Raw genomic sequence first — 19,417 nt, forward strand, 5'->3', positions numbered from 1 at the left:
AGGCACAGTCACATTATTTTGCCATCACCTGTTTACGGGTTGTTCTTTGCTACTGCCGCGTTCAGCCCCAGGTAGTCGAGCAAGATCCGCCCCGACTCCGCCAGGTAGGCGTCGTCTTCCGGTTTGGTATCGTCCGGCTCGGCGGGCAGCGCGTCTTCGTCTTCCTTCTTCAGTTCCTTGAGCGGCTCTTCGCCCTTGGCCTTACGGCGGGTGTTTTCCAGGGCCAGTTGCTTGCTTTCGATATCCGCGTGCTGGGCACGGCGCTCGACTTCATTGAGGCTGACGGTTTTTTCATTCATCAGCTTCTGGGTCAGCGCCAGGCGATCGCGGATGTAGACGAACTCCGGATCTTTTGCGGTGCGGCTGTCATGCCGTGCCTTGAGCTGGGCCAGGAACGGCTTGAATGGATCGACCGCAGGTTTGATCGCCGGGCGGATGGTGTCCCATGGCATGGCTTCAGGCAGGGCGCTTTCGCCAATTTCCTTGGTGTCGATGATCGACGGGTAGTCGATGTCTGGCAACACGCCCTGGTGCTGGGTGCTCTGCCCGGAAACCCGGTAGAACTTGGCCAGGGTCAGCTTCAGCTCACCATGGTTGAGTGGCTGAATGGTTTGCACCGTGCCCTTGCCGAAGGTCTGGCCGCCGAGGATCAAGGCGCGATGGTAGTCCTGCATGGCACCGGCGAAAATTTCCGACGCCGAGGCCGACAGGCGGTTGACCACCAAGGCCAGCGGGCCTTTGTAGAACGCGCCAGGGTTTTCGTCTTCCAGCACGTCGACGCGGCCATCGCTGTTGCGTACCAGTACGGTTGGGCCTTTGTCGATGAACAGGCTGGTCAGTTCGGTAGCCTCCTGCAGGGAGCCGCCGCCGTTGTTGCGCAGGTCAATGACCACGCCGTCGACTTTTTCTTTCTGCAGCTCGGTAAGCAGCTTCTTCACGTCACGGGTGGTGCTCTTGTACTCAGGATCGCCGGCACGGAACGCTTTGAAGTCGAGGTAGAAGGCCGGGATCTCGATGATACCCAGCTTGTACTCGCGGCCATCCTGCTTGAGTTTCAGCACGGATTTTTTCGCCGCTTGTTCTTCCAGCTTCACCGCCTCGCGGGTGATTGGCACGATCTTGCTGGTCTGGTCGTTCGGGGCGTTGCTGGCCGGGATCACTTCCAGGCGTACCACCGACCCTTTCGGCCCGCGGATCAGCTTGACCACTTCATCCAGGCGCCAGCCAATCACGTCGACCATTTCTTTGTCGCCCTGGGCAACGCCGATGATCTTGTCAGCCGGGGCCACTTGCTTGGTCTTGGCGGCAGGGCCAGCCGGCACCAGGCGGACGATCTTGACCTGATCGTTGTCGCTTTGCAGCACGGCGCCGATACCTTCGAGCGACAAGCTCATGTTGATATCGAAGTTTTCCGCGCTGTCGGGCGACAGGTAGTTGGTGTGCGGGTCGTAAGACTGGGCAAAGGTGTTGATGTAGGTCTGGAAGATGTCTTCAGCGCGGGTCTGATCCAGGCGCGTCAGCTGGTTCTTGTAGCGCTTGGTCAGCAGTTCCTGGATCGCCTTGGGCTCTTTGCCGGCGATCTTCAGGCGCAGTACTTCGTCTTTGACACGTTTGCGCCACAGGTCGTCGAGTTCGGCCTGGGTTTTGATCCACGGCGCGTCTTTGCGGTCGACCAGCAGTGTTTCTTTGGTGGTGAAGTCGAAGTTATCGACACCTTTGTTCAGCTCGGCCAGGGCGAAGTCCAGACGCGATTTGACCCGGTCCAGGTAGCGCTTGTAGATGGTGAATCCGGGGTCGAGATTGCCGCTTTTGAGGAAATCGTCGAACTGGGTTTTCCACTTGTCGAACTCGGCGATGTCACTGGCCAGGAAGTAGCTGCGGGCCGGGTCGAGCAGCTTGATGTAGCTGTCGTAGATGATCACCGAGCGCGCATCGTTGAGCGGCGGCTTGCTGTAGTGGTGGCGCTTGAGCAGCTCAACGACGTTGAGGCTGGCGACGACTTCGTCGCGATCGGGCTGGAGTTTATCCCAGCTGTTGCTGGCCCATGCAGTGCCTGCCAATGGCAGGGTGCCCAGTCCGATCAACAGTGCGAGGGTGGTGCTTGGCAAAAAATGCTTCATGCTGATTCGACGTAGGGACAATTGATCACGCATATTAGGCCGTCTTTGAATTCGCCAGTTCCAGAAGAACTGGACGCATAATGCAAAAAGCCCGGGGCTACAGCTTCGGGCTCAGTCATGACTCAACTATGGAGGCACTGTGAAGGCATTGCAAGGCGTTGACGGACATGTGGAGTGGGTTGCGACGACAAGTCCAGCTTGCGATATCGGTCAAGTACGAATTCGAGTGGCTGCCGCAGGCCTCAATCGTGCCGATCTGCTGCAGCGGGCCGGGCTCTATCCACCACCGCCAGGGGCCAGCGAGTTTCTTGGCCTGGAGTGTTCCGGGGTGATCACCGAAGTCGGGGCGGGTTCGTCCTGGCAGGTGGGTGATCGGGTCTGTGCGCTGCTGGCGGGTGGCGGCATGGCTGAAGAAGTGGTGGTGGATGGCCGTCATGTGCTGCCGGTGCCTGAAGGCCTGAGCCTGCAGGAAGCGGCGGCGATCCCGGAGGTGTACGCCACGGCCTGGCTCAATGTGTTCCAGCTGGCCGCGCTGAAGCCTGGCGAGAAAGTGTTGCTGCATGCCGGTGCCAGTGGCGTAGGGTCGGCGGCGATCCAGCTGTGCAAGGCCTTTGGCAGCCCGTGCTGGGTCAGTGTCGGCTCGGCTGAGCGCTTGGCCTACTGCGAAGGGTTGGGCGCCACTGCTGGCGTGGTGCGGGGTGAAGACCTGAACAGCCTGAGCGATTTCGGGCCATTCGATGTCATTCTCGACCCGGTCGGTGCCAACTACGCCGAGCTCAACCTCAAACTGCTGGCGCGCGATGGCCGTTGGGTGATCATTGGTCTGATGGGCGGGCGCAAGGCTGAACTGGACCTGGCGCAACTGCTGAGCAAGCGCGTGCAGGTGGTGGGCTCGACGCTGCGTACTCGTGATGATCAGTTCAAGGCTGACTTGCTCAGCGACCTGGGTCAGCAGGTGTGGCCGTTGTTCGCTGAAGGCCGGCTCAAGCCGCAACTGGCCAAAGCGTTCCCGATCAAGGATGCCGAAGCGGCGTTTGCCGAGCTTGCGAGCAATCAGGTGTCGGGCAAGCTGGTGTTGGTGATCGACGACAGCCTGGTGTAGTTGGTAGGAGCGGGCTTGCCCCGCGATTGCGGTGTGTCAGGTATACCGCAATCGCGGGGCAAGCCCGCACAACAAGCCCGCTCTGTAATGCTGTTCACTTAGGTGGAACAACTGTACGGGTGGCCTATTGTTGTGTGGGCTTATCCATTGGTACCACTGGCCCTTCCGCCTTTACGGCGGGTCCCTTTTGTCTTGGCAAAAGGAACCAAAACCGCCGGCTCCTGCATCCGGCCCTACGCTTCGCTCCGGGTCCCCTCGGCTCCGGTGCCTTCCAGGCCCGCGCGGCCTACGACTTGCTTCGCAAGTCTACATCTCGCGCCTTCGGCTAAGCCGAAGGGTGCTGCGCACCTGGCCCTCCAGTCACCTCCACCCGGCCTCCTGAAGTCGCTAAGTTACGGGCGGCGCCTGGGTTGACGTTAGCTTCGCTAGTGACGGCTGGGGGACTTGTAGGTTTGTCGCTTGTCGCTTTGCTTTTGCTTTGCGTGCGCGTTAGTTCAGGCGCCGCGATTTGCGACTTCAGGAGGCTGAGTGGAGGTATTGCGTAGTGAGGTGACGGGCAGGAACCCGTCAAGCGCTTCGGGCCATGGATGGCCCGTTAGCGCGGTCCTCACGGGAGCAATGCCGGAGCGAAGGAACCCGAAGCGCAGCGTAGGGCCGGATGCAGGAGCGAGCGGTTTTGCCTCCTTTTTCCAAGAAAAAAGGAGGTCGCCGTAAAGGCGGAAGGGGCCAGCACAGTCACCACAGCAAATGGATAAGCTCAAAGATCCAGCACCAACCTCGGCCGTAAATGCTTAAGTGAACAGCATTAAGCTCCCATCGGGAGGCAATCAGCTCCAGTTATGGATCGGCCAGCCATTTTTCTCGGCTTCTTCGCGCAATGCCGGGTCCGGGTTGACCACATGCGGGAAGTCCACCTTACGCAACAGCGGCAGGTCGTTGCGTGAGTCCGAATAGAAACTCGCGCCTTCGAGGTTCTCTTCTTCCTGATCCAGCCATTCCAACAAGCGCGTGATCTTGCCTTCACGGTAGGTCAGTACGCCCTCGGTCTTGCCGGTGTAAACGCCGCCCTCAACCTGCAATTCGATGCCAAGGATTTCATCGATGCCCAGACGCGCGGCAATCGGCCGTACCAGGTGTGTGCCGGATGCCGAAATCACCAGAATGCGATCACCGTCATGGCGGTGCTTGGCGATGGCTTGGGTCGCGTCACTGAAGATGATCGGTTCGATGAAGTCTTCCACCCACGGTTCTACCAGGTGTTCAACTTCTTCCGGGGTACGCCCGATCAGGGGTTCCAGGCTGAAGGTCATATAGTCCTCCATGGCCAGCAGCCCTTTGCTGTAGGCGTCCATCAGCTCTTTGTCTTGGCGCAGGAACGCTTCGCCATCGACCCAGCCCAGGCGGGCCATCTGCGCGCTCCATAGCGAAGCGCAGTCACCGTGAATCAGCGTTTCATCCAGATCGAAAATCGCGAGTGCCATGTTCTGAAAAACTCCTGTGCAACCCTCAGGCGACTTCGCGGAGGGCGGTGGGATCGATCGACAAGGATACCCGCTGGCCGTCCGGGTGCAGATCGGCGGACGAGCGGTTGAGTACATCGACCAACAATTCTACGCCACGGGCTTCGACCCGGTAGCGGATGACGTTGCCAAGCAGGCTGTGGCTGCGCACCAGGCCGTCCAGCTCGCCGCTGAGGCTCAGGGCGATAGCTTCCGGACGAATCGCCAGGCGGCCGCTTACCGGGCGTTGCAGCAAGCGGCTGGCGCTGTCGGCATCGAGCAGGTTGTAGTTGCCGATAAAGCCGGCGGCGAACGCGTCTACCGGTGCGGTGTAGAGGGTTTCGGCATCGCCGCTCTGGACGATGCGGCCCTGGTTCATCAGGAAAATGCGGTCTGACAGGGTCAGCGCTTCTTCCTGGTCATGGGTCACGAAGATGGTGGTCAGGCCCAGCTCACGCTGGATCTGGCGGATCTGATCGCGCAGGTGCTTGCGAATCCTCGCATCCAGTGCCGACAGCGGCTCGTCGAGCAGCAGCAGGCGTGGCCGGGTCACCAGTGAGCGGGCCAGGGCCACGCGCTGGCATTGGCCGCCGGACAACTGATGCGGGTAGCGGCTGGCGAAGTCTTGCAGTTCCACCATGTGCAAGGCTTCGCGCACACGGCTGCGGCTGTCATCGGCGTTGACCTTCTGCATGCGCAGGCCAAAGGCGACGTTCTGTTCCACGGTCATGTTGGGGAACAGGGCATAGCTCTGGAACACCATGCCGATCCCGCGTTTTTGCGGGCTCAGTGGCACCAGGTCGTTGCCGTCGAGGAGGATCTTGCCGCTGTCGACCGATGTCAGGCCGGCGATGCAGCGTAGCAGGGTGGACTTGCCGCAACCGGAAGGGCCGAGCAGGGTGACGAACTCGCCGCGCTGGATCTGGCAGTTGATGTCGTTGAACACCGGGCTGCCGCCATAGCTTTTCTGCAGATTCTGTACGCTGACAAAACTCATATCAGGACTTGTCCTTGTTCAGGCGGTTGGCGGCCCAGGTCAGCACCAGCACAAAAAGGAAATAGGAAATCACCAGGGCGCTGTTGAAGTGGCCGCTGCTGTTGCGCATGTTGTTCAGGTACACCTGCAGGGTTTCGTAGCGGGTGCCGACCAGCAGGTTGGCGAACACGAACTCGCCGAACAGGAACGAGAACGACAACAGCAAGGCGACCAGCAGGCCCTTGCGCAGGTTGGGCAGCACCACCAGGAACGCCGCCTGGAAGGTGCTGGCGCCGAGGAGCTGGGCGGCGTCCATCAGGTCGCGCAGGTTGATCGCTTGCAGGTTGTTGGTAATGGCGCGGTACATGAACGGCAGGGCGACGGTGAAGTAGCAGCCGATCAGGATCCACGGCGTGCCGACCATGGCCATCGGGCCAGAGCCATACAGCTGCAGCAGGCCCACCGAAGACACCACCGGCGGCACCGCAAAGGGCAGCAGGATGAGGATGTTCATCAGCGCATCCAGGCGCGGGAAGTGGTAATGCACCACGAACAGCAGCGGCAGGATCAGTACAACCGACAGTACCAAGGCGCCAACGCAGACCAGCAGCGATTGACCGAAGGCGGCCAGAAAGCGCGGATCACTCCACAGCGCCAGGTACCATTTGAAGGTCAGGCCACTGGGTAACAGGCTCGCCGACCAACTGGTGGCCAATGAATACAGAAGGGTGCCAGCCAGCGGTAACAACAGGATGATGAACAGCAGGTACACCACCAGGTGATGGTAGAGGCGGCTGCTGCCGGGTTCAGCGCGCGACATGGTAGCTCCTCTTCAACAGCCATTGATGGACGACGGTCACCAGGGTCATCAAGCCCACCAGAATCATCGCCAGGGCGCTGGCCAGGTTAGGGTCCAGGGAAATATCGCCGGCCACCAGCGCGGCAATGCGGATCGGCAGCACGTTGAAGTTGCCGGTGGTCAAGGCGTATACCGTGGCGTAGGCGCCCAGGGCATTGGCCAACAGGATCACGAAGGTACCCAGTAGAGCGGGTGTCAGCACCGGCAGGCCGATGTGCCGCCAGTATTCCCAGGCGTTGGCGCCGAGCAGTGCGGCCGACTCGCGCCAGTCTTCGCGCAAGGCGTCAAATGCCGGGTAGAGCAGCAGTACGCCGAGCGGAATCTGGAAGTAGGTATAGAGAATGATCAGCCCGGTTTTCGAATAGAGGTTGAAGTCCTCGATGATGCCGGCCTGCTTCAGCAGCAGGGTCAAGGCGCCGTTGAAACCAAGCAGGATGATGAAGGCAAAGGCCAGCGGCACTCCGGAAAAGTTGCTGGTCATGTTGGCAAAGGCGTTGACGAAATCACGCAGGCGCGAATCGACCTTGCGCAACGAATAGCTGCCGAGAATGGCGATGAGGATGCCGAACAGGCTCGACCAGAAGCTGATCTCCAGGCTGTGCTGGATGGCCTGGCGATAGAACCTGGATTCGAACACCTTGGTGAAGTTGGCCAAGCCCCAGCCACTCTCAGCCTGCAGGCTGTGGATCGCCACCCAGGCCAGTGGCGCGATCTGGAAAATGATGAAGAACAGCGCAAACGGCAGCAGGCACAGCGCCGCCAGCCACTTGGCGCGTTTGATTGAATTCACTTGAGCAGCTCCCGGCACACCGGTTTGTCGTGGGGCACACCGAGCAGTTCGCAGACGGTGCCGCACAGTTCGGTTTGCAGCGGTTTGGCCGCAGGGTCCAGGCTGAAGGCATCACCGAAGACGAACAGCGGAACCTCGCGCTCTTCGGCCAGCAGGCCGTTGTGCGAGCGGTCGTTGTTCATGCCGTGGTCGGCGGTGACCAGTACTTGATAGCCGTCTTGCAACCAGGTGTGCAGGTAGTCGGCCAGAAGAATGTCGGCGCTGCGCGCGCTGTTACGGTACTGGCTGCTGTCCAGACCGTGGCGGTGACCGGCGTCGTCAATGTTCATCGGGTGCACCAGCAGGAAATTCGGCGCATGACGACGGCGCAGGTATTCGGCATCGGCGAACAAGTGCGAGTCCGGGTAATGGTCGGCGTAGTAGAACAGGCCGTGCTGGATCGGCAACTTGGGTGCATGGGTGTGGCGGTCGCGCACGGGGTCGAAGGGCGAGCGGTTGTACAGCTCGCTCATCCAGTGATAGGCCGCCGCCGCAGTGCCCAGCCCCGCTTCACGGGCGTAGTGGAAGATGCTGCGCTGGTTGGACAGGCGGTTGACGTTGTTATGCACGATGCCGCTGTCGATAGGCGTTACGCCCGTGAGGATGCATTCGTACAGCGGGCGCGACAGTGCCGGTAGTTCGCATTCCAGGCGGTACAAGGCCGCACGGTCGGCCTCGACATAGGCGTGCAGATGACCCATGGCGTGGTGGGCGACCTGATGGTTGAGACCATCGAGCAGGACCAGGATGACGTTGTGGTTCATGGCTTCTCCGCAATGCTGTGGTGGCCTTGTCGCGGGGCAAGCCCGCTCCCACATATCTTCTCGAGTGGGAGCGGGCTTGCCCCGCGATCAAGAATCACTCCATCTCGATAATCACTTGCTCCTGCCACATTTGTGGCAGCTTCTTGGAGGTCGCTTCCCAGGCCGCGGCGTCTTTGATCGGCTGCACTGCTTTGTATTGCTCATTCGGCAGCAGTTTGGCCTGTACATCGGCTGGCAGGGTCAGGTGCTCGGCGCGTATTGGGCGGGCATGCCCCTTGGCCAGGTTGATTTGCCCGGCATCGCTGAAGATGTACTCGCGGGTCAGTTTGGCGGCGTTCGGGTGCTTGGCGTATTTGTTGATGATGGTGGTGTAGCCGGAAATCACCGAGCCGTCAGAGGGGATCAGCACCTCAAAGCGCTTGGGGTCGATCTGCTGGCGATAGCTCAGACCGTTGAAGTCCCAGACCACACCCACTTCGATTTCACCCTTTTCCAGGGTCTGGATGGTCGGGTTGGCCAGCGACAGGCGCTTTTGTTGCGCCAATTTGGTGAACAACTGCAAGCCCGGCTCGATGTTCTTTTCGTCGCCCTTGTAGGCAATGGCCGCTGCCAGCACGCCGTTGGCTGCCTGGGCGGCGGTGCTGACGTCACCAATGGCGACCTTGTATTTGCCTTTCTCCAGGTCGTGCCAGGTTTTAGGCATGTCGGCTTCCTTCACCAACTGCTTGTTGATGATGAAAGCGATGGAACCGGTATAGGCCAGGGCCCAGTGACCGTCTTTATCCTTGGCCCACTCCGGGATCTGCTCCCAGGTGCTGGGTTTGTACGCCTGGGTCACGCCTTTGGCCACGGCAATCGGCCCGAAGGCGGCGCCGACGTCACCGATGTCGGCGCTGGCGTTGTCTTTTTCAGCATCGAACTTGGCCACTTCCTGGGCCGAGCTCATGTCGGTGTCCATGTGCTTGAGGCCGTACTTTTTCGCCAGGTCTTCCCAAGTGCCTTTCCAGTTGGCCCAGGCATCGGGCATGCCCACGCTGTTGACGGTGCCTTCTTTACGGGCGGCGTCTTCCAGGGCTTTGAGGTCGGTGTCGGCGGCCATGGCCGAAGTGCACAGGGCGATGGTTGAACCTAACAGTGATGCCAGAAAAAGCTGTTTCATCCGAAGCTCCTTGGTGGGTGCCTTGCAAAACGCGAATGGTTGTTGGACGTCGTTGCGATTCGGTTGGTCTAGGTCAGCAATACCCGAGCCAAGGTAGGCGTGTTGCATGACAGTTTGATGTCGAAGGTTCGTTTTCAGGCTCGTCTGTCAACCCTGGAAATAGAGCTTAGACCAGTTTCAAGTGCTTGATCCGCAAGGTCTTGGCATGCTTGTTGTAAGAAATTTCATCACTGATATCAGCGGTCCTGTCATCGGACGTTCATCTGCGCAACCTAGGCTTGCACTATTCTCAGAGCCCTGGTGTCGCGCGTTTGTGCGCTTTGTTGGGGCTGGACTAGTCCAGATAGGTAACCTTTGATGCAATCACTGCCACCGCGAGCAGTAACAGCTATCTGCCATGCCCTGCAGGAACAGATTGAGCATGGCCTGTTGGCGCCTGGCTGCAAGTTGCCTGCTGAGCGCAAATTGAGCGAGGTGTTCGACACCACGCGCATCACCCTGCGCGAGGCCTTGGTGCAACTGGAGGCGCGTGGCTTGATTTACCGCGAAGAGCGGCGCGGCTGGTTCGTGGCCCCCGAGCGATTGACCTACGATTTGATTGAGCGCAGTCATTTTCATGCCATGGTGCGCGCCCAGGGCCGAGAGGCGGCGACCGAACTGCTGTCGGCTCGCCTGCAACCGGCGACTGCAGCGGTGTGCGCGCGCTTGCAGTTGCCGCCGTTGTCCAGCGTGATCCAGATTTGCCGCTTGCGGCGCATAGACGGGCGGGCCGTGTTGTATGCCGAGCATTACCTGAACCCTGAGTTTTTCCCCGGGATTCTGGCGTGTGATCTGAGCCAGTCACTGACCGAACTGTATGAGCGGCACTACGCGATTCGCTATGGCCAGGTGCGCTTCGAAATCCTGCCCACCGCGTTGCCGGTGGCTGCGGCCCAGGCTTTGAAGGTATCAGCGGGTAGTCCGGGGTTGCACATCACCCGGGTCAACAGCGACCAGCATGGGCGCCTGATCGACTGTGACCTGGAGTATTGGCGCCACGACGCCATTCGCATCCGCGCCGAGGCGGGCTGACATCTCAGTGGGAGCGAGCTTGCCCCGCGATTGTGGTTTGCCTAACACATTGCATCGCGGGGCAAGCTCGCTCCTACCCGGCCGCATCCCCCGTGCTTCCTCCGCCCGCCGTAATCACTTGCACCGACAACCGCGGCGTCGCCAGATCCAGCCCGGCCTCATCAAGCTGGCGCTTGAGCGCCAGGTTGAACGCCCGTGACACCTCCCACTGCTTGATCGGCGCAGTCTTGAAGCGCGCCCGCAGAATCGCCGACCCGGATTCGAAGCTTTCCACCCCTTGCAGCTCCAGCGGCGACCAGATGTTGCGGCGCATCAACGGATCGTTGCGCAGCTTCTGACCAACATCGCGAATCAGGCTGATGGCCTGGTCGATGTTCATGCTGTGCGGGATCGCCACGCGGAAGATCGCGTAGCCGAACTCGCGGGAGTAGTTCTTGATGCTTTTGATTTCGCTGAACGGGATGGTGTGGACGATGCCGTCAATATCGCGCAGGCGCACGGTACGGATGGTCAGGCCCTCGACCGTGCCGAGGTGGCCGCCGACATCGACATAGTCGTCAATGGCCAGGGAGTCTTCGATGATGATGAAAAGGCCGGTGATCAGGTCGGCGACCAGCGATTGGGCGCCGAAGCCGATGGCCAGACCGATCACGCCGGCACCGGCCAGCAGCGGGGTGACGTTCATGCCCATGTTGGCCAGGGCAACGATCACCGCAATGATGAAGATGGCCACGAACAGCACGTTGCGGATCAGCGGCATCATGGTTTGCGCGCGGGTATTGGCCAGGCCTTTGCGCGAGCGGGTCAAGGCATGGTGAACGGCGGTGTCGGCGAGAATCCACACCAACCAGGCGGCGATCAGGGTGCCGGCCAGACCGAGCAGGCGGACGGCGACTTCATGGCCTTCGCCTTCGGTGAAGCCGATCAGAGAGAAGCCCCAAACGCGCAGGCCCAGCTCGATGAACACCAGCCAGATGGCCATGTGCACCAGGGTATAGCCGAAGTTGCGCAGGCGTTCGCCATACACTGCATGGCGGCGGTTGGCGCGCTGTGGTTTGAGCCCATGGCGGCGCACCAGGCCGTTGATGACCATGCACAGAATCAGCAACACGGTGCACATCAGCGACTGGCGCAGCGCGGTGCTGGTATCACCTGCGGAGATGAAGGTGGCAAACAGCGAGATCGCTACCAGCACCAGGGCCGGCAGGTACCAGAAGGTGCCGAGGATTTCGATGGTATCGCTCAGGGCGCGCCGGGTCAGGCGCCGGGACAGTGGCTGATTGCGGATCAGGTGGGCAATGGGGCGGCGGAAACGCAGGATGAACAGCCCGGTAGACAGCGCGGCGAGGATATTGGCCAGCGTTGCCAGGGTATGTGCCAGGTGATCGCCCAGCGCGCCAGCCATGCGTGGATCATTCATCGCTTCGCCAAAGGCGGCGAAGCTGCCGATCAGCCACAGCGGGCGGAAGGCCTGATGGCGGAGGATATGCAAGGCGCGATGGCGATGCGGGCCATCGAGTAATGAAAAGGCGATCACGCAGATGGCTGAGAAGCATGTACCCACGACCAGGGCGTAGGCCAGCACCATGGCCATTGACTTACCCAGCGAGGAGGGCAGGGCGAAGCTCAGGTATACGGTGATGACCAGGGCGACCAGCCAGGGCCCGAGTTTACGCAAGGCAAAGCGCACCAGGTCCCAGGTACTGGGGTGTTGCGGCAATTCTTCGGTCAGGCCAAAACGCAGGCGTACCTGATGGCCGATCCAGTTCAAGGCATAGGCCAGCAGGCTCCACAGGGCAATGATTGCCGCAAAGCCGAACAGGATCGGCGGTAACTCCTTGATCGGTACCAGGCGTGCGTCGAATTCGATCTTGGCCAGTTCAAGTTCCCGGCCCCAGCGGGTGAGCGGGCTGGCGTCGCCACTGAATTGTTTTTCCAGCTCAGAGAAGGTGGTGCCGATCAGCCCCAGCACACCTTGTTCGGCAGCCGGCTGCGCCTGTTTGGTGCTGTCGCGCAGCTTTTTCAGGTCGGCCAGCAGCTTGCTGCGTTGCTGGTCGTTCTCCAGGTTCTTGATGACTTCGTCCAGCGACTGGGCCAGAGGCTCAGTCGCTTCGGGCTGAGTTTTACTCCCGCCGAGCAGGCTCGGCAGGCCTGCGGCGTGGGCCGGGGCCAGGATCAATAACGCCAGGCAAACAGTCAGAACACGGAAAAAAGCGGACACCGGACAATCAACCTCACAACGATCAATCGCCCGAGTGTAGTGTATTTGTCAGTTGAGTTTCTCGAGGATCTTCCAGCACATGATGCCAATCATGCCAAGGGTACCGATCCACATCATGAACACGCCGATGTTGCGGTCGCGCATGCTGAAACCAACGGTCAGCAGAATCAGGCCGGCGATGACCGGAAGGAACAGGGATTGAAAAGCTGACATGCGGCAAGGTCCTTGGGTACGGATTTATGCTGCAAGCATAGCGGGTATCGGTGTGGGGGAGGCTGACTGAGGTCAGTAGAGGTCTCTATCGCGGGGCAAGCCCGCTCCTACATTGCGGTAGGAGCGGGCTTGCCCCGCGATAACTTCAAGGCAAATCGCGACTACGGTAGAACGCCGTCAACACCTTGACCAGGTGCGCCAGGTCATGGCTGCCGCACAGCTCGCGGATCGAGTGCATGGCGAAGGTCGGCAGGCCGATATCCACAGTACGCACACCCAGGTGGCTGGCGGTGATCGGGCCGATGGTCGAGCCGCAACCCATGTCGCTGCGCACCACGAAACTCTGTACTGGCACTTCTTCGGCCATGCACAGATGACGGAAGAAGCCCGCCGTCTCGCTGTTGGTGGCGTAGCGCTGGTTGTTGTTGACCTTGATCACCGGCCCGGCATTGAGCTTGGGCCCATGGTTGCCGTCGTGCTTGTCGGCATAGTTGGGGTGCACGCCGTGGGCGTTGTCGGCCGAAACCAGCAGCGAGCGCTGGATGGCGCGGACGAAGTCGTCACCATCGGGCATCAGGCGGCGCAGGGTTTGCTCCAGCATCGGGCCATCGGCGCCACAGGCAGAGCAGGAACCGACTTCTTCGTGGTCGTTGCACACCAGTACGCAGGTTTCGTCGCTGTCGGCGTTGAGCAGGGCCTGCAGGCCGGCGTAGCACGACAGCAGGTTATCGAGACGGGCGCCAGCGATGAACTCACCGTTCAGGCCGATCACGGCGGCGCTTTGGGTGTCGTAGAAGCTCAGCTCGTAGTCCAGCACCACGTCGGCGTTCAGATCATGCTCGCGCGCCAGTTGGTCGGTCAGCAGAGCACGGAAGTCGACGCGCTCGTCACCGGCAACCTGGGCCAGGATTGGCGGCAGCTCGGTCTGCGGATTGATCGGCCAGCCTTCGTTGGCGGTGCGGTTGAGGTGAATCGCCAGGTTGGGGATCACCGCAATCGGTAGTTTGAAGTCGACCAGCTGGCTTTCAACCTTACCGTCGCGGCGGAAGGTAACGCGCCCGGCCAGCGACAGGTCGCGGTCGAACCACGGCGCCAGCAAGGCACCGCCGTAGACTTCCACGCCCAGCTGCCAGAAACCCTGGCGCTGCAGCTCTGGCTGCGGCTTGACCCGCAGGCACGGGCTGTCGGTGTGGGCACCAACCAGACGAATACCATCGAGCAGCGGCGAATGGCGACCGAGCTTGAAGGCGATGATCGATGAGTCGTTGCGGGTCAGGTAATAACGACCGCCGGCCACCGTGGCCCAGCTGTCGCGCTCGTCCAGGCGCTGGTAACCGGCGGCTTCCAGGCGCTGGGCCAGGGCCGCGGTGGCATGAAACGGCGTAGGGGAGGCTTTGAGAAAGTCGATCAGGCCTTGGTTCAGTGCATCACGCATAGGTCACTCCAGACAGCAGTGGCGCGAGTTTAACGTACTTGGGCGCTCTGCCGGTAGGAGCGGGCTTGCCCCGCGATTGCGGTCTGTCTGTCGCAGCGCATCGCGGGGCAAGCCCGCTTCCACCGGGTTGTGAATCAGAACGGCGCCGGGCACTCGAAGCGCAGGCGCTCACCGGACACCGGGTGGGTGAAGCTGAGCATGCTTGCATGCAAGCACAAGCGCTCATGGGCGGCGAGGGCTTCGGGGTATGCGTACAGCCGGTCGCCAAGCAGCGGGTGACCAATCGAAAGCATGTGCACGCGCAACTGGTGCGAGCGGCCGGTGATCGGCGTCAGTTCGACGCGGCAGTGATCGCCGCAGCGTTCGACGATGCGCCAGAAGGTCAGGGCATGCTTGCCGTGTTCATGGTCGACCACATGGCGGGGTTTGGTCGGCGGATCGTAGCGCAAGGGCAGGTCGATGCTGCCGCTGTCGAGCGACGGCTGGCCCCAGCACAAAGCGGTATAGGCCTTCTCGGTTTCGCGGTCATGGAACTGTCGTGACAGTTCACGGTGACTGTCAGCGTTGCGAGCGAGCAGGATGATCCCTGAGGTTTCCCAGTCCAGGCGATGGACGATCAGGGCATCGGGATAGCCGTTTTCCTGCAGGCGAGTGATCAGGCAATCCTTGTTGTCTTCGGCCCGCCCGGGCACCGACAACAGCAGGGTCGGTTTATTGATCACCAGGATGGCGTCATCCTCATAGAGGACGTGAACATTGGACAGCGGCATTGCGAGTTCTCTGCAAACGCCAACGGCGACGGATGACACCAATGTGGGAGCGGGCTTGCCCCGCGATGACGATTGTTCAAAGACATCGTCATCGCGGGGCAAGCCCGCTCCTACACCAGCCCCAACCGTCGCCGTGGCAGGTTACCCGTGTGCGCCGATCAACGATCGGGCAGGGTGATGTTGAGTTCCAGGATCGAGCAGCTGCCCTGGTTTTCCAGAGCGACCTGCACATCATCGGAGCCGATGTTGACGTACTTGCGGATTACCTCCACCAGTTCCTTCTGCAGGGCTGGCAGGTAGTCCGGAGTACTGCGCTGACCGCGCTCATGCGCCACGATGATCTGTAGACGCTCTTTCGCGACCGAGGCGGTGCTTACTTTTTTGCTGGCACGAAAGAAGTCAAAAAGGTTCATTGGTTAGTTGCCTCCAAACAGGCGCTCGAAGAATCCCTTCTTCTTCACATCAAGGAACCGATGTTCCACATTTTTGCCCAGCAGGCGATCTACGGTGTCGCTGTAGGCCTGGCCGGCGTCGCTCTGATCGTCGAGGATCACCGGCACACCCTGGTTGGATGCCTTGAGCACCGCCTGGGATTCCGGAATCACACCCAGCAGGGCAACCGAGAGGATTTCCTTGACGTCTTCGACGCCCAGCATTTCGCCCTGGCTGACGCGCTCTGGATGGTAGCGGGTAATCAGCAGGTGTTCTTTGATCGGGTCTTCGTTGCGTTCGGCGCGGCGCGATTTGCTCGCCAGCAGGCCGAGCATGCGGTCCGAGTCACGTACCGAGGAGACTTCCGGGTTGGTCACGACAATCGCTTCGTCAGCGAAGTACATGGCCAGGTGAGCACCTTTCTCGATACCGGCCGGGGAGTCGCAGACCACGTATTCGAATTGCTCCTTGAGCTCCATCAGGACTTTTTCCACGCCTTCCTGGGTCAGCGCGTCTTTGTCACGGGTCTGGCTGGCGGCCAGCACGTAGAGGTTCTCAAGGCGCTTGTCCTTGATCAGGGCCTGCTGCAGGTTGGCTTCGCCGTTGACCACGTTGACGAAGTCGTACACCACGCGGCGTTCGCAGCCCATGATCAGGTCGAGGTTACGCAGGCCGACGTCGAAGTCGACGATGACTGTCTTGTGACCGCGCAGCGCGAGGCCGGTACCAATAGCGGCGCTGGTGGTGGTCTTACCCACACCACCCTTGCCGGATGTAACCACGAGAATCTTGGCCAAGGTGTTTCACCCCTAATGAAAAAGGACGTCGAGTCCCAAAAAATACAAAAAACGGCAACATATAGAAAAGTTGCGCTAAAAATGGTGGCAAGTATCCGTTAAAGACGAGTGATGTTCAACACGTCACCAGACAGGCTGATCTGCACACCCATCCCCCACAAAGGATCACGGCGCAGGTCTTCGGAGACCTTGTATTGCCCGGCGATCGAGACCATCTCGGCAGTCAGCTGCTGGCAGAAGATCCGTGCCCGGGTATTGCCCTTGATGCCGGCCAGCGCTCGTCCACGCATTGCACCGTACACATGGATGTTGCCATCGGCGAGAAGTTCCGCGCCCGGGCTGACCGACGACACCACCACCAGGTCGCCACCTTGGGCATAGATCTGCTGGCCGCCGCGCACTGGCGTGGTAATGATTTTGGTCGGTTTGATCGCAGGTTCCGGTGCGGGTGCAGGCACTGGCGCCGGTGCCGGTTCGACCTTCTTGACCTCGGGCTCAGGCTCGACCGGCCGCTCGCGCGCACCCGACGGTGGCAGTACGGGCAGGTCGATGGCGATCGCCGCGGCAATGTCTTCGATGCGGCTGGCGCGAATGGCCAAGGTGCGCAGGCCATGATGGCGGCAGACGCGCATCAGCCCTGGCAGGTCAATCGGGCCTTCGCCTGCGGGAAGCTTGTCGAGGGCCAGCACCAGCGGTGTGTTGCTGAAGAAATTCGGCGCCTGGGCAACTTTGGCCGCCAACTGCCGGTCGAGGCCTTCAAGGTTGTTCCGGGCAAGCTCGAGCACGGTAATGGCGAGCATGCTGCCCTTGAGCTGGAACACGGGGTCTTGGTCTGGCGTTTGGGTTTGGCTCATGGTCTGCATAGGGCGACTTGTTGCGAAAAAGTGCACAGACTTATAACGAGAACGCCGGTTAGCCGCAACCCGTGCCGAACCGTTGTAGAATGCCCGGCCAATGTCTTTCCGGAATCTTTAATGGATCGCCCGCGTTTTCGTCTCTATTTTCTGCACCCACGCTTCTGGCCGCTGTGGCTGGGCCTTGGGCTGCTGTGGCTGATCGTACAGCTGCCGTACCGGGTATTGCTGGTGATCGGCCGCATCCTCGGTGCTTTGATGTACCGGGTTGCCGGGGAGCGCCGCTATATTGCGGGGCGCAACCTGGAACTGTGCTTCCCGCAGCTACCGTCCGTCGAACGTAAGCGTTTGCTGAAAGAAAATTTCGCTTCCACCGGCATCGCCTTCTTCGAAATGGCCATGAGTTGGTGGTGGCCAAAGGCCCGCTTGGCGCGCCTGGCGCACATCGAAGGCCTGGAGCACCTGCAGGCTGCCCAGCGCGATGGCCAAGGGGCGATTCTCATGGCCCTGCACTTCACCACCCTGGAAATCGGTGCGGCCCTGCTTGGCCAGGAGCACACCATCGACGGCATGTACCGTGAGCACGGTAACCCGCTGTTCGACTACGTCCAGCGCCGTGGGCGTGAGCGGCATAACCTCGATTCGCTGGCTGTCGAGCGTGAGGACGTGCGCGGCATGCTCAAATTACTGCGCGCCGGGCGAGCGATCTGGTACGCACCAGACCAGGACTACGGCGCCAAGCAAAGCCTGTTCGTGCCGTTGTTCGGCATCCAGGCGGCCACGGTTACCGCCACCACCAAGTTTGCCCGCCTGGGCAAGGCGCGGGTGATTCCCTTCACCCAGCAGCGCCTGGCCGATGGCAGCGGTTACAAGCTGGTGATTCATCCGCCGCTGGCCGATTTCCCCGGTGAGACCGAAGAAGCAGACTGCCTGCGCATCAACCAATGGATTGAACAGGCCTTGCGCGAGTGCCCCGAGCAGTACCTGTGGGCGCACCGGCGCTTCAAATCGCGTCCGCCGGGAGAGCCCAAGCTCTACGAAAAGCGGCGTTGAGCCCATCGTGGGGCAGTGAGAGCGGGCTTGCCCCGCGATCCATTCACCACACATGTCCAGGATGATTTGATGTCAGCACCGATCACAGGATTGATCCTCTCCGGCGGTGGCGCTCGCGCCGCCTACCAGGTCGGCGTGCTGGCGGGTATTGCCGACCTGCTGCCACCCGGTGCGGCCAATCCTTTTCCGGTGATCGTTGGTACTTCGGCCGGGGCGATCAACGCCGTGACTCTGGCCAGTGGCGCGATGCACTTTGCCGATGCCGTCCGCCGCCTGACCGCCTTCTGGCAAGGTTTTCGCAGCCATCAGGTGTTGCGCAGCGACTGGCCCGGGGTGATTCGCCAGGCCAGTCGCTTTGTCGGTCATAGCTTGCTCGGCCTGGGGGCACCGGTGCCGGTAGCGCTGCTCGACAGTTCACCACTGCGCCACCTGCTCAATATGCATCTGGACCTAAATGGCATAGCCTGTGCGCTGGAACAGCAGCACCTGCATGCCGTGGCGGTGACGGCGTTCGGTTACGAGTCCGGTCAGGCGGTGACCTTCTATCAAGGCAGGGGGGCGATCGATCCCTGGCTGCGTCACCGGCGAATCGGCCTGCCGACCCGTTTGAGTGTCGAGCACTTGCTGGCCAGCTCGGCAATTCCGCTGTTGTTTGCGCCGGTCAAACTGGGCGAGGAGTACTTTGGCGATGGCGCGGTGCGCCAGTCGGCGCCGATTAGCCCGGCCCTGCACCTGGGGGCCAGTCGCGTGCTGGTGGTCGGGGTCAGCGGCAACCCGCAGCGCCCGGTCGAAGGCGAGCCACGGGCGCGGATCTTCAGTGGCCAGCAGCCGAGCCTGGCGCAAATCGGTGGGCACATGCTCAACAGCACGTTCATTGACAGCCTGGAAGACGACATCGAGCTGTTGCAGCGCCTCAACCACCTCAGCCACCTGATGCCCGAGCACCTGGAACGGCGGCGCCTGGGACTGGCGCCGGTGGAGGTATTGGTGGTTGCGCCGAGCCAGCCCTTGGATGAGATCGCCGCACGTCACCGTCGCGAACTGCCTGCCGCCTTGCGCTTGTTCTTGCGCGGCCCGGGCGCGACCAAAACCAGCGGTGCCGGGGTGCTCAGCTATTTGCTGTTCGAGGCCGGCTACTGCAGTGAACTGATCGAACTGGGGCGGCGCGACGCCCTGGCCAAACGCCGCGAGCTGTGCAACTTCCTCGGCCTGTAGGAGCGGGCTTGCCCCGCGATTGCAATCCATCTGACAAATCGCTATCGC

General features: G+C 61.2%; 18 protein-coding genes. 4 read left to right on the forward strand and 14 right to left on the reverse strand.

Annotation, left to right across the window (positions count from 1 at the left end; genetic code table 11):
• Positions 1-32: 32 nt before the first annotated feature.
• Entirely contained in the window at positions 33-2,120 is a 2,088-nt protein-coding gene (locus tag ACP6KB_RS07085) for a carboxy terminal-processing peptidase (RefSeq protein WP_442112862.1), read from the reverse strand.
• A gap of 139 nt (positions 2,121-2,259) precedes the next feature.
• On the opposite strand from ACP6KB_RS07085, the gene ACP6KB_RS07090 reads away from it, so the two are divergent.
• On the forward strand, positions 2,260-3,222 hold the full coding sequence (locus ACP6KB_RS07090; protein ID WP_442112864.1) for an NAD(P)H-quinone oxidoreductase: 963 nt from the start codon (positions 2,260-2,262) through the stop codon (positions 3,220-3,222).
• Positions 3,223-4,049: 827 nt separating this feature from the next.
• On the opposite strand, the gene ACP6KB_RS07095 is transcribed toward ACP6KB_RS07090, so the two are convergent.
• From ACP6KB_RS07095 to ACP6KB_RS07120, 6 genes are all read right to left on the reverse strand, one after another.
• Entirely contained in the window at positions 4,050-4,703 is a 654-nt protein-coding gene (locus ACP6KB_RS07095) for an HAD family hydrolase (RefSeq protein WP_442112866.1), read from the reverse strand.
• A 25-nt stretch (positions 4,704-4,728) separates the two neighbouring features.
• Positions 4,729-5,718 carry an ABC transporter ATP-binding protein gene (locus ACP6KB_RS07100; protein ID WP_442112868.1) on the reverse strand — a complete coding sequence of 330 codons (990 nt, stop codon included), beginning with the start codon at positions 5,716-5,718 and terminating at the stop codon, positions 4,729-4,731.
• Between the two features lies 1 nt (position 5,719).
• Positions 5,720-6,517 carry an ABC transporter permease gene (locus ACP6KB_RS07105; protein WP_442112870.1) on the reverse strand — a complete coding sequence of 266 codons (798 nt, stop codon included), beginning with the start codon at positions 6,515-6,517 and terminating at the stop codon, positions 5,720-5,722.
• Positions 6,504-7,337: an ABC transporter permease gene (locus ACP6KB_RS07110; protein ID WP_442114270.1), complete on the reverse strand. Its 834-nt coding sequence runs from the start codon at positions 7,335-7,337 to the stop codon at positions 6,504-6,506. Before ACP6KB_RS07110 ends, ACP6KB_RS07105 begins: the two co-directional genes overlap by 14 nt.
• A gap of 5 nt (positions 7,338-7,342) precedes the next feature.
• Complete coding sequence (locus ACP6KB_RS07115; protein WP_442112872.1) at positions 7,343-8,149, reverse strand: alkaline phosphatase family protein; 807 nt, start codon at positions 8,147-8,149, stop codon at positions 7,343-7,345.
• A 94-nt stretch (positions 8,150-8,243) separates the two neighbouring features.
• A complete protein-coding gene (locus tag ACP6KB_RS07120) occupies positions 8,244-9,308 on the reverse strand; it encodes an ABC transporter substrate-binding protein (protein ID WP_442112874.1) in 1,065 nt (354 codons plus the stop codon).
• Between the two features lie 357 nt (positions 9,309-9,665).
• On the opposite strand from ACP6KB_RS07120, the gene phnR reads away from it, so the two are divergent.
• Positions 9,666-10,379: a phosphonate utilization transcriptional regulator PhnR gene (gene phnR / locus ACP6KB_RS07125; RefSeq protein WP_442112876.1), complete on the forward strand. Its 714-nt coding sequence runs from the start codon at positions 9,666-9,668 to the stop codon at positions 10,377-10,379.
• A gap of 73 nt (positions 10,380-10,452) precedes the next feature.
• On the opposite strand, the gene ACP6KB_RS07130 is transcribed toward phnR, so the two are convergent.
• The 7 genes from ACP6KB_RS07130 to minC all read right to left on the reverse strand — a co-directional run bounded on the left by ACP6KB_RS07130 (position 10,453) and on the right by minC (position 17,110).
• Positions 10,453-12,600, reverse strand: coding sequence for a mechanosensitive ion channel family protein (locus tag ACP6KB_RS07130; RefSeq protein ID WP_442112878.1), 2,148 nt, complete (start codon positions 12,598-12,600; stop codon positions 10,453-10,455).
• A 48-nt stretch (positions 12,601-12,648) separates the two neighbouring features.
• On the reverse strand, positions 12,649-12,813 hold the full coding sequence (locus ACP6KB_RS07135) for a hypothetical protein (protein ID WP_442112880.1): 165 nt from the start codon (positions 12,811-12,813) through the stop codon (positions 12,649-12,651).
• Between the two features lie 145 nt (positions 12,814-12,958).
• Entirely contained in the window at positions 12,959-14,248 is a 1,290-nt protein-coding gene (locus tag ACP6KB_RS07140; protein WP_442112882.1) for a M18 family aminopeptidase, read from the reverse strand.
• Positions 14,249-14,382: 134 nt separating this feature from the next.
• Positions 14,383-15,018: an RluA family pseudouridine synthase gene (locus ACP6KB_RS07145; protein ID WP_442112884.1), complete on the reverse strand. Its 636-nt coding sequence runs from the start codon at positions 15,016-15,018 to the stop codon at positions 14,383-14,385.
• Between the two features lie 158 nt (positions 15,019-15,176).
• Positions 15,177-15,431 carry a cell division topological specificity factor MinE gene (minE, locus tag ACP6KB_RS07150; protein WP_010224188.1) on the reverse strand — a complete coding sequence of 85 codons (255 nt, stop codon included), beginning with the start codon at positions 15,429-15,431 and terminating at the stop codon, positions 15,177-15,179.
• A gap of 3 nt (positions 15,432-15,434) precedes the next feature.
• A complete protein-coding gene (minD, locus tag ACP6KB_RS07155) occupies positions 15,435-16,247 on the reverse strand; it encodes a septum site-determining protein MinD (RefSeq protein ID WP_128325848.1) in 813 nt (270 codons plus the stop codon).
• 98 nt (positions 16,248-16,345) lie between these two features.
• Positions 16,346-17,110 (reverse strand): septum site-determining protein MinC, encoded by a 765-nt coding sequence (gene minC, locus ACP6KB_RS07160; RefSeq protein ID WP_442112887.1) that lies wholly within the window; start codon positions 17,108-17,110, stop codon positions 16,346-16,348.
• Between the two features lie 111 nt (positions 17,111-17,221).
• Between minC and ACP6KB_RS07165 the strand changes: the two genes are divergently transcribed.
• On the forward strand, positions 17,222-18,154 hold the full coding sequence (locus ACP6KB_RS07165) for a lipid A biosynthesis lauroyl acyltransferase (RefSeq protein WP_442112889.1): 933 nt from the start codon (positions 17,222-17,224) through the stop codon (positions 18,152-18,154).
• Between the two features lie 69 nt (positions 18,155-18,223).
• Complete coding sequence (locus ACP6KB_RS07170; protein ID WP_442112891.1) at positions 18,224-19,369, forward strand: patatin-like phospholipase family protein; 1,146 nt, start codon at positions 18,224-18,226, stop codon at positions 19,367-19,369.
• Positions 19,370-19,417 lie beyond the last annotated feature (48 nt).

Origin of the sequence: Pseudomonas sp. NUPR-001, from assembly GCF_052147955.1 — a bacterium.
Lineage (GTDB): Bacteria > Pseudomonadota > Gammaproteobacteria > Pseudomonadales > Pseudomonadaceae > Aquipseudomonas.

Excerpts from the sequence above, each read along its gene's own strand:
- ACP6KB_RS07085 (WP_442112862.1), bottom strand. The coding sequence starts at position 2,120 with ATGAAGCATTTTTTGCCAAGCACCACCCTCGCACTGTTGATCGGACTG.
- ACP6KB_RS07095 (WP_442112866.1), bottom strand. The coding sequence starts at position 4,703 with ATGGCACTCGCGATTTTCGATCTGGATGAAACGCTGATTCACGGTGAC.
- ACP6KB_RS07100 (WP_442112868.1), bottom strand. The coding sequence starts at position 5,718 with ATGAGTTTTGTCAGCGTACAGAATCTGCAGAAAAGCTATGGCGGCAGC.
- ACP6KB_RS07105 (WP_442112870.1), bottom strand. The coding sequence starts at position 6,517 with ATGTCGCGCGCTGAACCCGGCAGCAGCCGCCTCTACCATCACCTGGTG.
- ACP6KB_RS07115 (WP_442112872.1), bottom strand. The coding sequence starts at position 8,149 with ATGAACCACAACGTCATCCTGGTCCTGCTCGATGGTCTCAACCATCAG.
- ACP6KB_RS07120 (WP_442112874.1), bottom strand. The coding sequence starts at position 9,308 with ATGAAACAGCTTTTTCTGGCATCACTGTTAGGTTCAACCATCGCCCTG.
- phnR (WP_442112876.1), top strand. The coding sequence starts at position 9,666 with ATGCAATCACTGCCACCGCGAGCAGTAACAGCTATCTGCCATGCCCTG.
- ACP6KB_RS07135 (WP_442112880.1), bottom strand. The coding sequence starts at position 12,813 with ATGTCAGCTTTTCAATCCCTGTTCCTTCCGGTCATCGCCGGCCTGATT.
- ACP6KB_RS07140 (WP_442112882.1), bottom strand. The coding sequence starts at position 14,248 with ATGCGTGATGCACTGAACCAAGGCCTGATCGACTTTCTCAAAGCCTCC.
- ACP6KB_RS07145 (WP_442112884.1), bottom strand. The coding sequence starts at position 15,018 with ATGCCGCTGTCCAATGTTCACGTCCTCTATGAGGATGACGCCATCCTG.
- minE (WP_010224188.1), bottom strand. The coding sequence starts at position 15,431 with ATGAACCTTTTTGACTTCTTTCGTGCCAGCAAAAAAGTAAGCACCGCC.
- minC (WP_442112887.1), bottom strand. The coding sequence starts at position 17,110 with ATGCAGACCATGAGCCAAACCCAAACGCCAGACCAAGACCCCGTGTTC.
- ACP6KB_RS07165 (WP_442112889.1), top strand. The coding sequence starts at position 17,222 with ATGGATCGCCCGCGTTTTCGTCTCTATTTTCTGCACCCACGCTTCTGG.
- ACP6KB_RS07170 (WP_442112891.1), top strand. The coding sequence starts at position 18,224 with ATGTCAGCACCGATCACAGGATTGATCCTCTCCGGCGGTGGCGCTCGC.